Annotated in this window: 17 protein-coding genes; 9 read left to right on the forward strand and 8 right to left on the reverse strand. The window is 65.9% G+C overall.

Features of this window, described 5'->3' with window-relative positions; translation table 11 throughout:
- The first annotated feature begins 9 nt into the window (after positions 1-9).
- Positions 10-885 carry a metal ABC transporter substrate-binding protein gene (locus K8374_RS09820; protein WP_224458859.1) on the forward strand — a complete coding sequence of 292 codons (876 nt, stop codon included), beginning with the start codon at positions 10-12 and terminating at the stop codon, positions 883-885.
- Between the two features lie 23 nt (positions 886-908).
- Here K8374_RS09820 and K8374_RS09825 read toward each other — a convergent pair whose 3' ends face one another.
- From K8374_RS09825 to K8374_RS09845, 5 genes are all read right to left on the reverse strand, one after another.
- Positions 909-2,405, reverse strand: a complete 1,497-nt coding sequence (locus tag K8374_RS09825) for a PucR family transcriptional regulator (RefSeq protein WP_318010863.1) — start codon at positions 2,403-2,405, stop codon at positions 909-911.
- 62 nt (positions 2,406-2,467) lie between these two features.
- Positions 2,468-3,700, reverse strand: coding sequence for an aromatic amino acid transport family protein (locus K8374_RS09830; RefSeq protein WP_224458861.1), 1,233 nt, complete (start codon positions 3,698-3,700; stop codon positions 2,468-2,470).
- 45 nt (positions 3,701-3,745) lie between these two features.
- Positions 3,746-4,081, reverse strand: a complete 336-nt coding sequence (locus K8374_RS09835; RefSeq protein WP_224458862.1) for a cupin domain-containing protein — start codon at positions 4,079-4,081, stop codon at positions 3,746-3,748.
- Positions 4,082-4,091: 10 nt separating this feature from the next.
- The gene (locus K8374_RS09840; RefSeq protein ID WP_224458863.1) at positions 4,092-5,498 is read right to left on the reverse strand and encodes an NAD(P)/FAD-dependent oxidoreductase; all 1,407 of its coding nucleotides are present in this window, start codon (positions 5,496-5,498) and stop codon (positions 4,092-4,094) included.
- Between the two features lie 111 nt (positions 5,499-5,609).
- The gene (locus K8374_RS09845; protein ID WP_318010860.1) at positions 5,610-7,034 is read right to left on the reverse strand and encodes an MFS transporter; all 1,425 of its coding nucleotides are present in this window, start codon (positions 7,032-7,034) and stop codon (positions 5,610-5,612) included.
- Between the two features lie 180 nt (positions 7,035-7,214).
- Between K8374_RS09845 and K8374_RS09850 the strand changes: the two genes are divergently transcribed.
- Positions 7,215-7,784 (forward strand): SPOR domain-containing protein, encoded by a 570-nt coding sequence (locus tag K8374_RS09850; RefSeq protein ID WP_084855603.1) that lies wholly within the window; start codon positions 7,215-7,217, stop codon positions 7,782-7,784.
- Positions 7,785-7,900: 116 nt separating this feature from the next.
- On the forward strand, positions 7,901-8,326 hold the full coding sequence (locus K8374_RS09855; RefSeq protein WP_224458864.1) for a GTP pyrophosphokinase: 426 nt from the start codon (positions 7,901-7,903) through the stop codon (positions 8,324-8,326).
- 3 nt (positions 8,327-8,329) lie between these two features.
- Here K8374_RS09855 and K8374_RS09860 read toward each other — a convergent pair whose 3' ends face one another.
- The 3 genes from K8374_RS09860 to K8374_RS09870 form a co-directional block, all read right to left on the reverse strand.
- Entirely contained in the window at positions 8,330-9,022 is a 693-nt protein-coding gene (locus tag K8374_RS09860; protein WP_224458865.1) for an endonuclease, read from the reverse strand.
- A 6-nt stretch (positions 9,023-9,028) separates the two neighbouring features.
- On the reverse strand, positions 9,029-9,271 hold the full coding sequence (locus K8374_RS09865; protein ID WP_224458866.1) for a DUF1654 domain-containing protein: 243 nt from the start codon (positions 9,269-9,271) through the stop codon (positions 9,029-9,031).
- Positions 9,272-9,539: 268 nt separating this feature from the next.
- Positions 9,540-10,628 carry an asparaginase gene (locus K8374_RS09870; RefSeq protein ID WP_224458867.1) on the reverse strand — a complete coding sequence of 363 codons (1,089 nt, stop codon included), beginning with the start codon at positions 10,626-10,628 and terminating at the stop codon, positions 9,540-9,542.
- 387 nt (positions 10,629-11,015) lie between these two features.
- Between K8374_RS09870 and K8374_RS09875 the strand changes: the two genes are divergently transcribed.
- The 6 genes from K8374_RS09875 to rbsD are packed head-to-tail and all read left to right on the forward strand — an operon-like array spanning position 11,016 to position 16,876.
- The gene (locus K8374_RS09875) at positions 11,016-11,972 is read left to right on the forward strand and encodes a sugar ABC transporter substrate-binding protein (RefSeq protein WP_224458868.1); all 957 of its coding nucleotides are present in this window, start codon (positions 11,016-11,018) and stop codon (positions 11,970-11,972) included.
- An 18-nt stretch (positions 11,973-11,990) separates the two neighbouring features.
- Positions 11,991-13,544, forward strand: a complete 1,554-nt coding sequence (locus tag K8374_RS09880) for a sugar ABC transporter ATP-binding protein (RefSeq protein WP_224458869.1) — start codon at positions 11,991-11,993, stop codon at positions 13,542-13,544.
- A complete protein-coding gene (locus K8374_RS09885; RefSeq protein WP_224458870.1) occupies positions 13,541-14,536 on the forward strand; it encodes an ABC transporter permease in 996 nt (331 codons plus the stop codon). The genes K8374_RS09880 and K8374_RS09885 overlap by 4 nt, the downstream gene beginning before the upstream one ends.
- Positions 14,537-14,540: 4 nt before the next feature.
- On the forward strand, positions 14,541-15,563 hold the full coding sequence (locus K8374_RS09890; RefSeq protein WP_224458871.1) for a LacI family DNA-binding transcriptional regulator: 1,023 nt from the start codon (positions 14,541-14,543) through the stop codon (positions 15,561-15,563).
- Between the two features lie 9 nt (positions 15,564-15,572).
- A complete protein-coding gene (gene rbsK / locus K8374_RS09895) occupies positions 15,573-16,481 on the forward strand; it encodes a ribokinase (RefSeq protein ID WP_224458872.1) in 909 nt (302 codons plus the stop codon).
- A complete protein-coding gene (rbsD, locus tag K8374_RS09900) occupies positions 16,478-16,876 on the forward strand; it encodes a D-ribose pyranase (protein ID WP_224458873.1) in 399 nt (132 codons plus the stop codon). Before rbsK ends, rbsD begins: the two co-directional genes overlap by 4 nt.
- Positions 16,877-16,911 lie beyond the last annotated feature (35 nt).

Here is a 16,911-nt window from a genome sequence, read left to right on the forward strand (position 1 = left end):
GGAACCTGTATGCGCCTATCGCTCTTTCTGATCATCCTGCTGCTGTCGCCGGTGCTGTCTGCCGGCGAGCGGGTCAAGGTCGTCACCAGTTTCAGCATCCTTGCCGACATCACACAGCAGGTGGGAGGCAAGCATGTCGAGATCATCAACCTCGTGGGCCCCGACAGCGATGCGCATGTGTATGAAACGACCCCCGACGATGCCAGGCATGTCGCAGCTGCCGACCTGATCGTCGAGAACGGCCTGCATTTCGAGCCATGGCTGGAGCGGCTGGTGCGTAGCAGCGACACCCAGGCCAAGGTGATCCGCGCCAGCCAGGGGATCATCCCACGTACCCTGGAGGAAGACGGCCACGCGGTGGCCGACCCCCATGCCTGGAACAGCCTGGCCAATGCCAAGCTCTATGCCAGCAACATCGCCAAGGCGCTGGAGCAGGTGGACCCTGGCCATGTGCAAGACTACCGCGCGAACCTGGCGGCCTACACGCAGCAGATCGATGCGCTGCTGCTCGAGGTGCGCAAGCGCTTCGCGGCACTGCCGCCCGGCAACCGCAAGATCGTCACGTCCCACGATGCGTTCGGCTACCTCGGGCAAGCCTACGGCATCACCTTCGTCGCGCCCCAGGGGCTGTCCACCGAACGAGAGGCTTCGGCACGGGAAGTGGCTGACTTGATCACGCTGATCCGCAAAGAGGGTATCAAGGCGGTGTTCATCGAGAACATCAAGGACCCGCGGCTGTTGCAGCAGATCGCCGATGAGACGGGGGCGGGTATCGGCGGCACGCTGCACTCCGATGCGCTCGCAGCCCGAGGGCCGGCTAGCAGTTACTTGGGGATGTATCGGCTGAACGTGCAGACCATCACCCAGGCCTTGGGAGGCCAGTGATTGCCAAGTGACTTGCGGTGCATCTACCCCGGCTGCAACGACACCCCAAGCACACGCGCACTTTGCAAGGCGAACCAGAACGTGGCGACGTCGGCGGTGCTGTCCAGCGAACGGCCGCTGATCGCCTCGATGCGGCGCGCCCGGTACACCAGCGTCTGCTTGTGCACATGCAGGCGCTGGGCAGTATTGACCCAGGAGCGGTTCTCTTCGAGAAACACCTGCAAGGTGTGCAACAGGTAGGTGCCGTTGGCCTGGTCGTAGTCATGCAGCGCGCCGAGCACGGCGCGGAACGCGCGGTCTGCCTCGTCGGGCGTGCGCGGCAGCCAGGGGGTGTCGGTTTCCAGCTGGGCGTAGCGGCACACCCGGCGCTGGGCATGGGTATGCGCCAGGGCCAGGCGGGCTTCGCGCAGGGCATCCGGGCCACGCTGGGCTTGGCCGAGTGCGGCGCTGGAGCCCAGTTGCAGGTCGAGTTGGGCGCTGTAGCCCTCCTGCAGGCCATCGCGGTGCAGCAGGATCAATTCCTGCCCCTGGGCGCGGACCAACGCGGACTCGTCCAGAGGGCGCAGCTGGTCTTCCCAGGTGTTGCCATTGGCTGGCAGGCGCGCTGCCGAAATCACCGTGTCGGCCAGCGTCACGCCTGGCAGATGAGCACCCAGACGCTCAAGCAACGCATCCGTTTGCAGGCGCTGCTGCAAAAGGTCGTCGAGCAGTTCCGAGCCCAGGCGCAGGCGCCGCTCCCGCTCGGCCTGCAGGCGTTGCACCTCCAGGCCCAGCACCGCTGTCAGGTGGTGGAGCATGCCGTAGTCGGGCAGCCGTGTGCCGGTCACCACCAGCAGGCAGCCCGGCTCGCTGGGCAGTTCGATGCTCAGGGCTTCGCCGGTTGGCAGGGCATGACGACGCACCATCGGTTGATGGCCGCCTTGGCGTTGGCGTGCTGCACCGAGGCTGGCCGCCAATGCCGCTGGCAGCTCGGGAAGGCCGGGAGCCCAGGGGGTGAACCTCCCCATCGATACCAGGTACAGGTGGCATTGGATATCGGCCTGCAGGCGCGCGAGCAGGGCCGGCAGGCCCAGGCCCTGGATGCTCAGGCGGGCGCTTTCGTAGACCTTGGCCAGGGCCCCGCGTCGGGCGAATTCATCCTGCTGGTTGGCATCGATGATGGCCCGGGTGACTGCGGCGAAGGGCACCCCATATTCGGTGAGGATCACCGGGAAGCCCAGCGCCTCGGCCTGTTCGGCCAGGGCGCTGATGTCCGCGGGGGCCTGCATGTGCTCGCCGATCATCATGCCGGCGATGCCTGCCTGGGCCAGCCGCGCGACATAGGCCTGTTGCTCGGCCGGCGCCTTGGGGATGCCCAGACCGGTGGTCATCAGCACGTCGCCTTCGCCCAGCCATTCGGTGGGGTCAGGCAATTCGCAGACATGGGCCCAGCGCACGTTGTGGTCCAGTCCCTTGGCACCACTGAGCAGCCGCGAACGGAGTTCCGGTATCGCAATCAGGTCACGAACGCGTTGCAACATGCGCAGGCCGCTCCAGGCGGTGGTCAAGGGTGGGCCTCCCATACTGCCTCAAGCGTGCGGTGTCACCAACTGGCGGGCAGCATGCCCAGGGCCGACAGCACCGCGTACACGCCGCTGGAAACGAAGATCAGCACGATCAGCCCCTGCATCACCGGATGCGCATACCAGCCACAGGTGAATGCCGGCTGCTGATCGCCTGCCTTGCGCGCGGCATTGAGCAACAGGATCGGGATGATGCCCATCAGCACGCCGCCGAAGGTGCCGGCGAAGTACAGCGCATTGACGAAGCCGCTGAAGCCCGAGTAAGCCACCACGATCGGCGGCAGGGTCACCATGGCCAGTACCACCAGGCGCTTGCGCTTGTTGCTCTCGTCGCCCAGGCGCATCTGGTCGAAGATATTGGTGAACAGGCAGCCGCCCAGGCCCCAGTAGGAGGTCAGCATGGCCAGCAAGGCGAAGGCGTTGGCCACATAGTAGGCCCACTGCCCGAGCGACTTGCCCCAGCTCAGGGTAGCCACTTCGCTCAAGTGCTCGGTGCCCACCAGTGCGATCACCGACGCCGGGATGGCTGCCACCAGCACCAGGGTCAGCAGCATGCCGCCGATGATCAGCCCCGGGATGCGCCTGGGCGTCTCCAGGTTGCCGCGCACGATCTCCGGCACCAGGAACTGCGCACCGAACACGAACACGGCCAGGTTGAAGATTGGCACCACGTACTGCCACTGGCTCTGCCACAGGTGCACCAGGGATGAGTCTTCATGCAGCACGGTGGCGCCGATCAGCAGGCAGACGATCAGCACCATGCCCGAGCTGATCAGCTTCTCCGCCACGCCCAGGGCCTTGAGGCCCAGGTAGAGCACCAGCGCTGCGGGGATGAAGAACAGTAGGCTGCCTTGTTGCCGGCTCAGGCCGTACTGGCCGAAGAAGTCGGCGAGAATATTGCCGCTGCCGCTGATGTAGGCGATGAGCGCGCCATAGCTGTTGGCGGCGACCGCGAAGAAGATCAACCAACCGCCGAACGTGCCCAGGTATTTGCGCGAAAGGCCACTCAACTGCAGGTTCTGGCGCGTGCGCAGGCAGCTTTCGGCCACGTAGAGCATGGTCACCACGCAGAACAGGCAGGTTACCAGCAGGCACACCAGCAACGGGATGTAGCCGACCTTGCGGGCGGCGAAGGCCATGCTGAGCACGCCCGCGCCGATGTTGGTGCCGATGATGATGCCGAGCGTTTCGAAGCGCCCCAGCGCATGGGCCTTGAGGCCGGACTCCTGGAGCGTCTGTTGTTGTACACCCACTTCTTGTACCTCGTATTTGTCTGTGGGAAAGCGGCTGGTGTGTGGTCAGTCGAGAATCAGATAGGTCTTGCGCACGGTGGTGCGGATGTCCCAGGTGCCTTGGGTATTGGCCTCGAAGTACAGGGCGTCGCCCGCCTTGAACGCGATGGGCTGGCCATGCTCGGGGGTGAAGCTGCCTTCGCCGGCCACGATATAGCTGTATTCAGCCTGGGCGACCTGGCGGCGGAAGGTGCCGGGGGTGCATTCCCAGACGCCGGTGGTGCCCTTGCCGTCCGGCAGGGTCTGGTGCGCCGCGGTGCGCGCCAGGGCGCCATCGTCGCCCAGGGCGGTGAGTTCGCTGAAACCTGGCTGCTCGTCCAGGCGGATACGGGTCAGGGACATGAAAGGTTCCTCAGGCTTTATCTTCGAGGCCGGCCGGGGCGAACCGGGCCAGGTAGCGGTCCATGGCGGCCGGGCGTCGCCCGGCCAGTTCCGAGCGCTCCTTGCGCAAGACGGCGTTGCGTACCAGCGAGCCGCCCAGATAGCGGACCGGCTCCGGTGGGAAGGTGCGGCAGGTGCGCTCTACCAGCGGGCACTGGCTCCAAGGGTCGTTGCGGCCCAGCGCCAGGCTGGCGAGGATGCGCCCGCCCAGGCGGCTGGGGCCCACGCCGTTACCGCTCCAGCCGATGCCATAGTGGATGTTGTCGTGGCCGTCGAGGCGGCCGAACACCGGCAGGCTGTCGTAGGTACGGTCGATCGGCCCAGACCAGCGCGCCTCCACCGGTACGCCCTGGAGCATCGGGTAGGTCCGGCGCAGGTCGGCTTCGGTCAGTGCCAGGCTGGCCTCGTCCTCGCTGAACACCTGACCGATGCGCGAGCCGTAGCTGATGGCGCCGGTGCCCTTGCCGAAAGCGATGCGCCCGTCATGGGTGGTGCGGTAGTAATCGACCATCAGTTGCGAGTCGGTGATCGATTCGCCGCCCGTCCAGCCGATATCCCGCAGGCGACCAGGTATGGCCTGGGTCGCCACGATCGAACTGTTGACCGGCACGATCAGCTTGGACAGCGAGGGCAGGGCGGCGGCCCAGGCGTTGACGGCCAGTACCACGGAACCTGCGCGTACGCAGCCTAGGGGTGTCTTCACGCTGGTGGGCTGGCCGGGCTCGATGTGGTGCACGGCGGTGCCCTCGTGGATCTCGACGCCGCTGGCCAGCGCCATGCGGCGCATGCCTTCGACCAGCAGGGCCGGCTGCACGGTGGCATTGCTGCGCTCGAACACGCCCGCCAGATGCACCGACGAGCCCGTGCGTCGGGCCACCTCACGTGCGTCGAGGCGTTCGAACGGCTGCACGCCCAGGCGCTCGCAGGCGGCCAGGGTGGCGTTCCAGGTGTCGACATGCTGGGGCGTGGTGGCGGTCCACAACCAGCCGCTCTGGCGAAAATGCGCATCGATGCCGTGACGTTCGCAGAACGTGCCCAGCTCGGTGATGGCATGTTCTGCGGCTTCGCCCAGCAGGCGCGCCTGGTCGGGGTCGCAGAAGCTGCGCAGGGTGCCGATCTTCGGCCACCAGGACATCACGAAGCCGCCGTTGCGACCGGAGGCGCCGCCGCCACAGACGTGCTGCTCGAGCACCATCACCCGCGCGCCAGGCTCCTGCTCCTTGAGGGTCAGGGCCGTCCACAGGCCGACGAAGCCGCCGCCGATGATCACCACATCGGCGTCATGGTTGCCTTGCAGTGGCTGCGTGGCCTGTCGCAGCAAGGAGGTCGCCGTCATCCAGTGGCTGGGTTTCAAAGGCGGGGTGGGTGTCAGTTTCATTGTTGGCCCCAGGTGGTGGTTGGAGGGGCTCTAGTGTTTCCACTCCCCACCGGGGCGACAATTAGACGCACATAAGAATTCGTATTATCACTTCATACGTTCGTACAGCCTTCAAGTTATTGTGCGCCCCACCTCAGGTGCACCGCGCTCGCAGCCAAGCAGCTTCCACAGGCTCGCGGCACACGCCAGCGCCGCGAACCCCACACCGACCCACAGCGCCATGGAAGCGCCACGCGCCGAATACACCTGGAAGAAACCCGCCACCAATGCGGCCCCCAGCACCTGCCCGAGCATGCGCAGCGTGCTCGACAGGCCGCCGGCGCCGCCGCTGCGCTCAGCCGGGATCGAGGCGATCATGTCGCGCATGTTGGGCGACTGGAAAAAGCCGAAGCCGGCACCGCACACCGCCATGCGCAGGGCGATATCCCACGGCCCGGGTGAGGGTGGCAAGGTGCACAGCAGCATCAGGCCCAGGCCGAGGATGGCCATGCCCAGCGCCGTAAGGGTGCTGGTGGCATAGCGGTCGGACAGCCGCCCGGCGATAGGCGCCATGATCGCGGCCATGGCTGGCCACGGAGTGATCAGGTAGCCGGTCTGTACCTGGGAGAAGCCCAACTGGTATTGCAGCATGAAAGGCAGGGCGACGAACGCCAGGCTCTGGGCCGTGAGGGAGGCCCCGGCACTGGTCGCCGACAGCGCGTAGCGCGGCTCGCGCAGCAGGTCCAGCGCCAGTAGGGGCGCGGGGGTGCCGGCCTGGCGTCTGAGCAGCAGGTACAGCCCCAACCCGGCCAGCCCCATGCTGCCCAGCGTCAGACGCCACGGCGCGCCCTGGGCCAAGCCATTGATGGCGTAGACCAGGGCTGCAAGAAACACCCCGCACAGCCCGGCGGCCAGCCAGTCGAACGGCCGCCCGCTGGTGGGCGTGGGTGGCAACGAGCGCAGGCCGAGGGCCACCCCGACCAAGCCCAGGGGCACATTGATCAGGAACAGCCAGTGCCAGCTGCCCAAGCTCAGGATCAGGGACGCCACGCTCGGCCCGGCCGCCAGCGACGCCCCCACCACCAGGGCGTTGACGCCCATGCCACGGCCGAGCATGTGGTTGGGGAACACGAAGCGTGTCATCGCCACGCCGACGCCGAGGATCCCGGCGGCGCTCAGGCCTTGCACCAGGCGGCCGACCAGCAGCCACTCGAACGAAGGCGCCAGGCCACAGAGCAGAGAAGCCAGGATGAACAGCACCAGCCCGGCCATGGAGATGCGCCGGTAACCGATGATGTCGCCCAGCGATGCCAGCGGCAGCAGGGCCGCGATCATGGCCAGGTGATAGATGCTCACCACCCAGATCGCCTGGGCGTCGGTGGTGCCCAGGTCGGCGGCGATGGTCGGCAGGGCGGTATTGGCGATCGCCGTTTCCAGGTTGGCCATGGCGATGTTGAGCATGATCGCGATCACGGCGATCAGCCGTTGCGGTCGGGGTACCCCTTCACCAGGGGGCGACAGGGCGGTCTGCTTGAAGGCGAACAAGGCGAAACTCATGGGCAGGTCAGGGCAATGAAGCGCGGGCACATGGTAGGAAAAGATCGCCGAGGGCAGAAATTAAATATCGGCATCGCCCGCAGTGGGAATTCGAATCCCGCCCGCGCCTGCGACACCGATACCCTGATCGGGGGCAGCGGTCATGCTAGAATCCGCCCCTTCGAATCAGGAGGTAGACGCGTGCGCAAACTGGCGGTGGTAATGGCAGTGCTGGCCCTGGCCGGCTGTGAGAACGAGGTCGAGGGTGTACACAAGCAGGTTGCCGAATACCTGCACAACCCTAAGACGGCCAAGTTCGCCAACGTGCGGATCGACACCCAGGGCTCCATCTGCGGCCAGGTCCGCGGCAAGGACGACGCCGGGCAGTACGAGGCATACCGCAGCTACGTGGCGATCAAGCACGACGGCCAGTACGAGATCATCGTCGATGAAACCGGCAACAACCTGCGCATTCGCGAAGTGTGCGGCGGTGCCGACCTGCAGCGTCGAGCCGACGCCCTGGCCGACCAGCCGGCTCCGGAAGGCTGGGATGTGGAGGTGATCCAGGGTGCCAACATGGGCGCACTGAGCGACATGACCGCACGCCTGATCGAGAAGGGCATCCCGTCGTCGGTCGAGTACCGTGACGGCAAGCCGGTGGTGCTGATGGGGCCGTTCCCCACCAAGGCCGAGGCCGAGGCGCGCAAGGCCGATGTCATGGCGCGCCTGGGCACCGATTCGATCGTCATTCAGCACGGCGCCAAGCGTTGAGATCACCCTGAGTAAGGCCGCACAAGGAGGTCGCAGGCCGAAGGGCCGGGCTGCAAAGGATAGGCAGGATTGTGCAGCTATGCTTGTAGGCAAGCAGGCTGTAGAGGACAGGGCTCATGTCTACGCTGGAACGGGCCATTGCAATGGCGACCAAAGCCCATGAAGGGCAATTCGACAAAGGTGGAGCGGCTTACATCCTCCACCCATTGCGGGTGATGGAACGGGTGACGACACCCGAACAACGGATTGTCGCGGTGCTGCACGATGTGCTCGAGGATACGCCGCTGACGCTGTCGGACCTCGCCCGTGAAGGCTTCCCCCTGAAGATCCTCGCCGCCGTGCTGGCCTTGAGCCGGCGCGACGGGGAAAGCTACGAAGCCTTCGTCGTGCGCCTGGGCGTCGACCCGTTGGCGCGGCAGGTCAAGCTGGCGGACCTGGCCGATAACAGCGACCTGTCCCGCATCCCATGCCCGGGGCCCGCCGACCTGGCCCGTCTAAGCCGCTACCAGCAGGCCAGCGCCTACCTGCAGACGCTGGCCTGAGCGTCAACTGCAGGCGTTGAGGTTCACCGGCCCGACGAAGTCGTTTCCGTGGCCCATCACGCAGGCCACCCGCTGGTTGCGTTGCCGTTCCCAGGCCTGGGGCGGGTAGGTCTTGTTCCAGGCATTGAACAGTTGTCGGTCCTGCTTGGACAGGCGCAGGTTGTAGGTCTTGCTCATGTAGAAGTAGGTGCGCGCGATCATCCCGCGGATCGATGGGCGCGGCATCACTTTCTTGGCCTTGAAGTCGACCTGGGTCAGGCAACTGCCGTACTGGCCCTGCTGCTGGGGTAGCCAGCCGAAGCTATAGTTGCTGCGGTCGCCATTGACTTCACCGATGCTCGGCACCAGGTTGTGCAGGTCGGCCTCGGCGCGCTTGTACACCTCATCGTGGCGTGAGCAGTTCTTGCGTCCGCCGTTCTGCCAGCATTGGCGCTGGTGGCCGATCTGCCAGGCCGGCACGATATGCTCCCACTCGATGCGTGAGGCGCGTTGGACATTCTTGCGTGGGGTGTAGCCGCAGGAGGCCAGGTCGACCTTGTTGCCCTTGTACTTGCAGCCGCAATAGAACTCCGTGGACTGCGGCGCGTACAGCCGCCACGCGACCTTCTTGGCTTCCTGGAAGGTACGCGGGGCGTCGGCATGGGCGAGGGAGGCGGTGAACAGCAGGCAAGCGACAGCGAAAAGCGAAACTCTCATGCAGGGTCAGTCTTCCTTGGGTACGGTCCAGAAGATCTGCACGCCGCCGTCGTCGCGGTGGGCGAGGGTGACGTTGTCGTTCTCGGCGATCTCCTCGAGCAGGGTTTCCCAATCGTCGGGCGACTCGTGTTCCAGGCGGAAGATCAAGGCGGCGCGGCTGCGCTGGGCGATAGGGCTGTTGATGATCTTCTGGATGCGGATACCCAGTTGTTCATAGCTGCTGGGGGTTACTGCGGAGGTACTGGCCACGGGGCTTTTCCTTGTTTTGCTGTATGCGCATACAGTATTTCACTGTAAGTATTTTCGCAACAGCGTGTAAGGTGAAAAGCCTATATGACCGTGGTAGAGCGGTTGGTTCCGTAGTTGCGGGTACGCAAGCCTGTGGGAGCGGGTTTACCCGCGAAGCATGTGACGCATTGTATGGCACCTGCTTTGCCGGTGTTCGCGGGTAAACCCGCTCCCACAGAAACCCGCGATTGGCCGGCATGCCGTGCACACCGGCCAGGCCTGGCGAGGGTCAGTATTCCCAGAAGATCCGCTGCAGCTCCTTGCTGTCCTGAGTCTTGGTCATCGCGACCATGGCCAGGATGCGCGCTTTCTGCGGGTTCAGGTCATGGGCCACGACCCAGTCGTTCTTGTCGTCGGGCTGCTCGGCGTTGCGCAGCACGAAGCCGCCCTGGTTGACATGGGAGGAACGGATGATTTGCACGCCGTTCTTGCGCAGCTCCTGCAAGGCCGGCACCACGCGCGAAGACACCGAGCCATTGCCCGTACCGGCATGGATCAGTGCCTTGGCACCGTTCTGGGCCAGCGCCTTGTACGCCGTGTCGGTCACGTTGCCGTAGCCGTAGGCGATGTCCACCTGCGGCAGGCTGTTGATCTGCTTGATGTCGAACTCGGAGTTGACGGTGTGGCGCTTGGCCGGCAGGCGGAACCAGTACGACTTGCCTTCCACCACCATGCCCATCGGGCCCCAGGCGCTCTTGAAGGCTTCGGTCTTGATGTTGACCGACTTGCTCACGTCACGACCGGACTGGATCTCGTCATTCATGGTCACCAGCACGCCCTTGCCACGGGACTGCTTGTCGCTGGCCACGGCCACGGCGTTGTACAGATTGAGCATGCCGTCGGCGGACATGGCGGTACCTGGGCGCATGGAGCCGACCACCACGATCGGCTTGTCGGTCTTCTCCACCAGGTTGAGGAAATAGGCGGTCTCTTCCAGTGTGTCGGTACCGTGGGTGATGACGATGCCATCGACGTCCTTGCTGTCGGCCAGTTCCGCGACGCGTTTGCCCAGCTTGAGCAGGTCGTCGTTGGAGATGCTCTCGGAGGCGATCTGCATCACCTGCTCACCGCGTACGTTGGCCAGGTCGGCCAACTCCGGCACGCCAGCGATCAGCTTGTCGACGCCCAGCTTGGCGGCCTGGTAGGTGGCGCTGTTGGCAGCGCTGGCGCCAGCACCGGCGATGGTGCCGCCGGTGGCGAGGATGACCACGTTGGCCAGCTTCTGCTGGGTTTCGGCTTCCTTGGCTGAGGCGGTGGAGGGCAAGATCAGCAGCAGGGCGAGTGCGCTGGGAGCGAAGGTTTTAAGTGCAGCATTCATCATTATTGTTCTCTCTCTTCCTAGTGAGATGGTTGCTGTATCGCACAGACTGTCAGGCATGTTTCGTACCAGCTTATCCCTGTAGGAGCGGTCTAGTGCCGCGATGGCTGCGTAGCCGGCCCAGGGCCTGCGCCCGGCACGGATTACGAGTTGCTGCGCAGCGCATCGCGGCACTAGGCCGCTCCTGCAGGGAGCGCATTCCATTCGGAATACCGAACAAGCGTAGGAAAAGGTGTTCGGTTTTTCGGAAATATTCCGGATAATCCCGACGTACGTGGCCCAAGCCAAACCGCGTGCGGGATTTGACAAAAGCAGGTCTTGTTTCCATAGTTAGGCAGCGCAAACGTTTGCGATCCGATAAAAACCACAAGATTCGGAGTCAATTCCATGAAACTGCCATTCCCTGGCCGCGTTTTGGCCCTGGCTGTGTTCTCCTCGCTTTCCCTCGCACTGCCCTTGTCCGGTGCCCATGCCGAAGACAAACCCAAGGTCGCCTTGGTGATGAAATCCCTGGCCAATGAGTTCTTCCGGACCATGGAAGACGGCGCCAAGGCCTACCAGCAGCAACACCCCGACGACTTCGACCTGGTGGCCAACGGCATCAAGGACGAGTCCGACACCGGTAACCAGATCCGCATCGTCGAGCAGATGATCGTCTCCGGCGTCAACGCCCTGGTCATCGCCCCGGCCGACTCCAAGGCCCTGGTGCCGGTGGTGAAGAAGGCCATGGATGCCGGCATCACCGTGGTCAACATCGACAACCGCCTGGACCCGGCCGTGCTCGAGAGCAAGGGCATCAGCGTGCCCTTCGTCGGCCCCGACAACCGCAAGGGCGCACGCCTGGTCGGTGACTACCTGGCCCAGCAAAAGCTCAAGGCGGGCGATCAGGTCGGCATCATCGAAGGCGTGCCCACCACCACCAACGCCCAACAGCGCACCGCAGGCTTCAAGGACGCCATGGATGCCGCACAGATGAAGGTGGTCTCGGTGCAATCGGGCAACTGGGAAATCGACAAGGGCAATGCCGTGGCTGCGGCCATGCTCAATGAATACCCGGGCCTCAAGGCGCTCCTGGCCGGCAACGACAGCATGGCCCTGGGCGCCGTCTCCGCTGTGCGTGCGGCGGGCAAGACCGGCCAGGTGCAAGTGGTGGGCTACGACAACATCCGCGCCATCAAGCCCATGCTCAAGGACGGTCGTGTGCTCGCCACCCTCGAGCAGCACGGCGCCGACCAGGCCGTGTTCGGCATCCAGGCAGCGTTGCAGATGCTCAAGGGCGAGAAGCCAGCGGTGGATGCCGACAATGTCATCCAGACACCGGTCGAGCTGGTTACCCACCCCTGAGCCAAGCAGGAGTCGGCCATGTCAGCCACGGGTAATCACGCCACCCTCGCCGTCAGCGGCCTGGGCAAGACCTACACCCAGCCGGTGCTCGGCGATGTGACGCTGGAACTGCGCGCTGGCGAAGTACTGGCGCTCACCGGCGAGAACGGCGCAGGCAAGAGCACGCTGTCCAAGCTCATCAGCGGCCTGGAAACGCCCACCACAGGGCAGATGCGCTATCGCGGCGCTCCTTATGCGCCTGGCAGTCGCAGCGAGGCTGAGCACCTGGGTGTGCGCATGGTCATGCAGGAACTCAACCTGCTGCCGACCCTGACCGTGGCCGAGAACCTGTTCCTCGACAACCTGCCCAGCCGCTTCGGTTGGATCAGCCACAAGCGCCTGCGCCAGCTGGCCCGTGCGGCGATGGCTCAGGTCGGCCTGGACGCCATCGACCCGGACACCCCGGTCGGCGAACTCGGCATCGGCCACCAGCAGATGGTCGAGATCGCCCGCAACCTGATCGGCGACTGCCATGTGCTGATTTTCGATGAGCCCACGGCCATGCTCACCGCCCGCGAGGTGGAACTGCTGTTCACCCAGATCGAGCGCCTGCGCCAGCGCGGCGTGGCCATCGTGTACATCTCCCATCGCCTTGAGGAGCTGCAGCGCGTGGCCCAGCGCATCGCCGTGCTGCGCGACGGTACGCTGGTGTGCGTCGAGCCGATCCAGCGCTACAGCAGCGCCGAGTTGGTCAACCTGATGGTCGGGCGCGAGCTGGGCGAGCACATCGACCTGGGGCGCCGCGAAATCGGCCAGACGCTGCTCAAGGTCCAAGGCCTGAGCCGGGGCGGCAAGGTCCGTGACGTGTCGTTCGAGGTCAGGGCAGGGGAGATCTTCGGCATCTCCGGGTTGATCGGCGCCGGGCGCACCGAGCTGCTGCGCCTGATCTACGGCGCCGACCGTGCCGACAGCGGCAGTGTCGAGCTTGGCCAGCCGTTGCAGAACGTGAATCTGGACTCTCCCAAGGCGGCCGTGCGTGCCGGCATCGCCCTGATCACCGAGGACCGCAAGGGCGAAGGCCTGCTGCTGAGCCAGTCGATCAGCGCCAACATCGCCCTGGGCAACCTGGGCGCCGTGTCCCGCGCCGGCATCCTCGACGCTGATGCCGAACGGGCCCTGGCCGAGCGGCAGATCACCGCCATGCGCATCCGCAGCGCCAGCCCCGCGCAGGCGGTGGGCGAGCTGTCCGGGGGCAACCAGCAGAAGGTGGTGATCGGCCGCTGGTTGGAGCGCGATTGCCAGGTGTTGCTGTTCGACGAACCCACCCGGGGCATTGATGTAGGCGCCAAGTTCGACATCTACGGCCTGCTGGCGGAGCTGGCCCGCCAGGGCAAGGCCTTGGTGGTGGTGTCCAGTGACCTGCGCGAGCTGATGCTGATCTGCGACCGCATCGCCGTGTTGTCCGCCGGCCGTCTGGTCGACACCTTCGATCGCGACCGTTGGAGCCAGGACCAACTGCTCGCCGCGGCCTTCGCCGGCTACCAGAAACGTGACGCGCTGTTGCATGAGGCAGCGCCCAGGATGGCCCCATGAAAACCACACCTCTCGACACCCCGGGCAACGCGCCCGTGCGCCGCAGCGCCAGCTACTTCGGCCTGGGCACCTACCTGGGCCTGGCCGGCGCCTTGCTGGCGATGATCGTACTGTTCTCGTTCCTGAGCAGCCACTTCCTGTCCTACGCCACCTTCAGCACCCTGGCCAACCAGATCCCCGACCTGATGGTGCTGGCCGTAGGCATGACCTTCGTGCTGATCATTGGCGGCATCGACCTGTCGGTCGGCTCGGTGTTGGCGCTGGCGGCCTCGGCGGTCAGCGTGGCGATCCTCGGCTGGGGCTGGAGCCCGCTGCCCGCCGCGCTGCTGGGCATGGCCGTGGCGGCGCTGGCCGGCAGCATCACCGGCAGTATCACCGTGGCCTGGCGCATTCCCTCGTTCATCGTCTCCCTGGGCGTGCTGGAAATGGCCCGGGGGCTGGCCTACCAGCTCACCGACTCACGCACCGCCTACATCGGCGACGCCTTCGCCTGGTTTTCCAACCCCATCGCCTTCGGCATTTCGCCGGCCTTCATCATCGCCTTGCTGGTGATCGTCCTCGCCCAGCTGGTGCTGACGCGCACCGTGTTCGGCCGCTACCTGATCGGCATCGGCACCAACGAGGAGGCCGTGCGCCTGGCCGGCATCGACCCGCGCCCGTACAAGGTGCTGGTGTTCGCCCTGATGGGCCTGCTCGCGGGCCTGGCCGCGCTGTTCCAGGTCTCCCGCCTGGAGGCCGCCGACCCCAATGCCGGCGCGGGCCTCGAGCTGCAGGTGATCGCCGCCGTGGTGATTGGTGGCACCAGCCTGATGGGCGGGCGCGGCTCGGTCATCAGCACTTTTTTCGGTGTGTTGATCATTTCGGTGCTGGCCGCGGGGCTGGCGCAGATCGGCGCGTCGGAGCCGACCAAACGCATCATCACCGGGGCGGTCATCGTCATCGCCGTGGTGCTCGACACTTACCGTAGCCGGCGTGCAGGCCGGCGGAACTGAACCCATGGCAACCATCAAAGACGTCGCGGCACTGGCAGGTATCTCCTATACCACCGTGTCCCATGTGCTGAACAAAACCCGCCCGGTCAGCGAGCAGGTACGCCTGAAGGTCGAGGCGGCCATCGCCGAACTCGACTACGTGCCCAGCGCCGTAGCCCGTTCGCTCAAGGCGCGCAGCACGGCCACCATCGGCCTGCTGGTACCCAACAGCGTCAACCCGTACTTCGCCGAACTGGCGCGGGGCATCGAGGACGGCTGCGAACGCAACGGCTACTGCGTGATCCTCTGCAACTCCGACGACAACCCGCAGAAGCAGCGCAGCTACCTGCGCGTGCTGCTGGAAAAACGCATCGACGGCCTGATTGTCGCCTCGGTGGGCGAGGACCGCGACCTGCTGGAAAGCCTGGCGGGCGTGCGCACGCCGATGGTCATCGTCGACCGCGCCCTGGAAGGCGTGGACGCCGACCTGGTGCGCATCGACCATGAGCAGGGTGGCTACCTCGCCACCCGCCACCTGCTGGACCTGGGCCATCGCGACATCGCCTGCATTGGCGGCCCGGCGGACACCGGTGCCAGCCAGCTGCGCCTGGCGGGCTTTCGTCGGGCCATGGCCGAGCAGGGAGTGGAGGTGCCGCAAGACCGCGTGCTGCATTGCGACTTCAGCAGCCCCGGCGGCCATGACGCCGCCGGGCGCCTGCTCGACGGTACGCGCCCGACGGCGATCTTCGCCGGCAACGACATGATCGGCTTCGGTGTATTGCGCGCCGCCGCCGAGCGCAACATCAGCGTGCCTGGCGAACTGTCGGTGATCGGCTTCGACGATATCGAACTCAGCCGCTACGTGTACCCGCCGTTGACCACGGTCGGGCAGTCGATTCGCGAGCTGGGCGAGAGCGCTGCGCAGTTGCTGCTGTCGCGCATCGCCACGCCTCGCAGCGGCGACGCCGAGCAACGCATCGTCGCTCCGCGCATCGTGCTGCGCGAGTCCACCGGGCCGCGCCCGGACCTGTTCAATGATTACCGCTGAGGAGGTGCCATGAACGCAAAGGTCGTGGTGGTCGGCAGCCTCAACATGGACCTGGTGGCCCGCGCCCAGCGCCTGCCCCGGGCCGGCGAGACCCTGGCCGGCGACAGCTTCTTCACCGTGCCTGGCGGCAAAGGTGCCAACCAGGCGGTGGCCGTGGCGCGCCTGGGGGCGAGCGTGGCGATGGTCGGCAACGTCGGCGACGACGCCTATGGCCAGCAATTGCGCCAGGCCCTGGAGGGCGAAGGCATCGACTGCCGGGCGGTCGGCGTGTGCGAGGGCGTTTCCAGTGGCGTGGCGCTGATCACCGTGGATGCCGCGAGCCAGAATGCCATCGTCATCATTGCCGGCGGTAACGGGTTGCTGACGCCGGCGGCCGTGCAGCGTTTCGATTCGCTGCTGCGAAACGCCGAGATAATCATCTGCCAGCTGGAAGTGCCCATGGCCACGGTGGCCTGGACCCTGGCCCGCGGGCACGAGCTGGGCAAGACAGTGATCCTCAACCCGGCACCGGCCACCGGCCCGTTGCCGGCGGGCTGGCTCGTCCAGGTCGACTACCTGACCCCGAACGAAAGCGAAGCCCAGGCCCTGACCGGGCTGCCGGTCACCGACATCGACAGTGCCCGCAGCGCTGGCGAGCGGCTGCTGGCGATGGGGGCGGGCAAGGTGATCGTCACCCTGGGTGCCCAGGGGGCCTTGTTCGTCGCGCCCGAGGGCAGCCGGCATTTCCCCGCTCCGGTGGTCCAGCCGCTGGATACCACGGCGGCCGGCGATACCTTCATCGGTGGCTTCGCCGCGGGCCTGGTGCGCGGCCTGGAGGAGGACGAAGCGATCGCCTTCGGCCAGCGTGCCGCGGCCTTGTCGGTGACCCGCGCCGGTGCCCAGCCTTCGATCCCGTACCTGGCGGAGCTGCTGCCATGAAAAAGGCTGGGGTGCTGAACATCGCGCTTTCGCGGGTGATCGCCGGGCTCGGTCATGGCGATGCGCTGGTAATCGGCGATGCCGGGCTGCCGGTGCCGCCTGGGGTCGAGCTGATCGACCTGGCCGTGGTGCCGGGCGTGCCGGATTTCGCCAGTGTGTTGCGGGCGGTGTTGGCCGAGATGCAGGTGGAGCGGCATGTGCTGGCCGAAGAAATGCTCGACGTCGCACCGCCGGCGCTGGTGGTGGTGCAGCATTGCTCGGGGCAGCTCGGCTCGCAGGCGCTGTTGCCGCACCAGGCGTTCAAAGAGCTCTGCCGACAGGCCAAGGCCGTGGTGCGTACTGGGGAGTGCAAGCCTTACAGCAATATTGCCCTGATAGCTGGCGTTACCTTCTAGAGCGCAGCGCAGGGCAACCCACACAACAGGAGTGC

The sequence above is a fragment of the Pseudomonas sp. p1(2021b) genome, assembly GCF_020151015.1.
Taxonomy (GTDB): domain Bacteria; phylum Pseudomonadota; class Gammaproteobacteria; order Pseudomonadales; family Pseudomonadaceae; genus Aquipseudomonas; species Aquipseudomonas putida_K.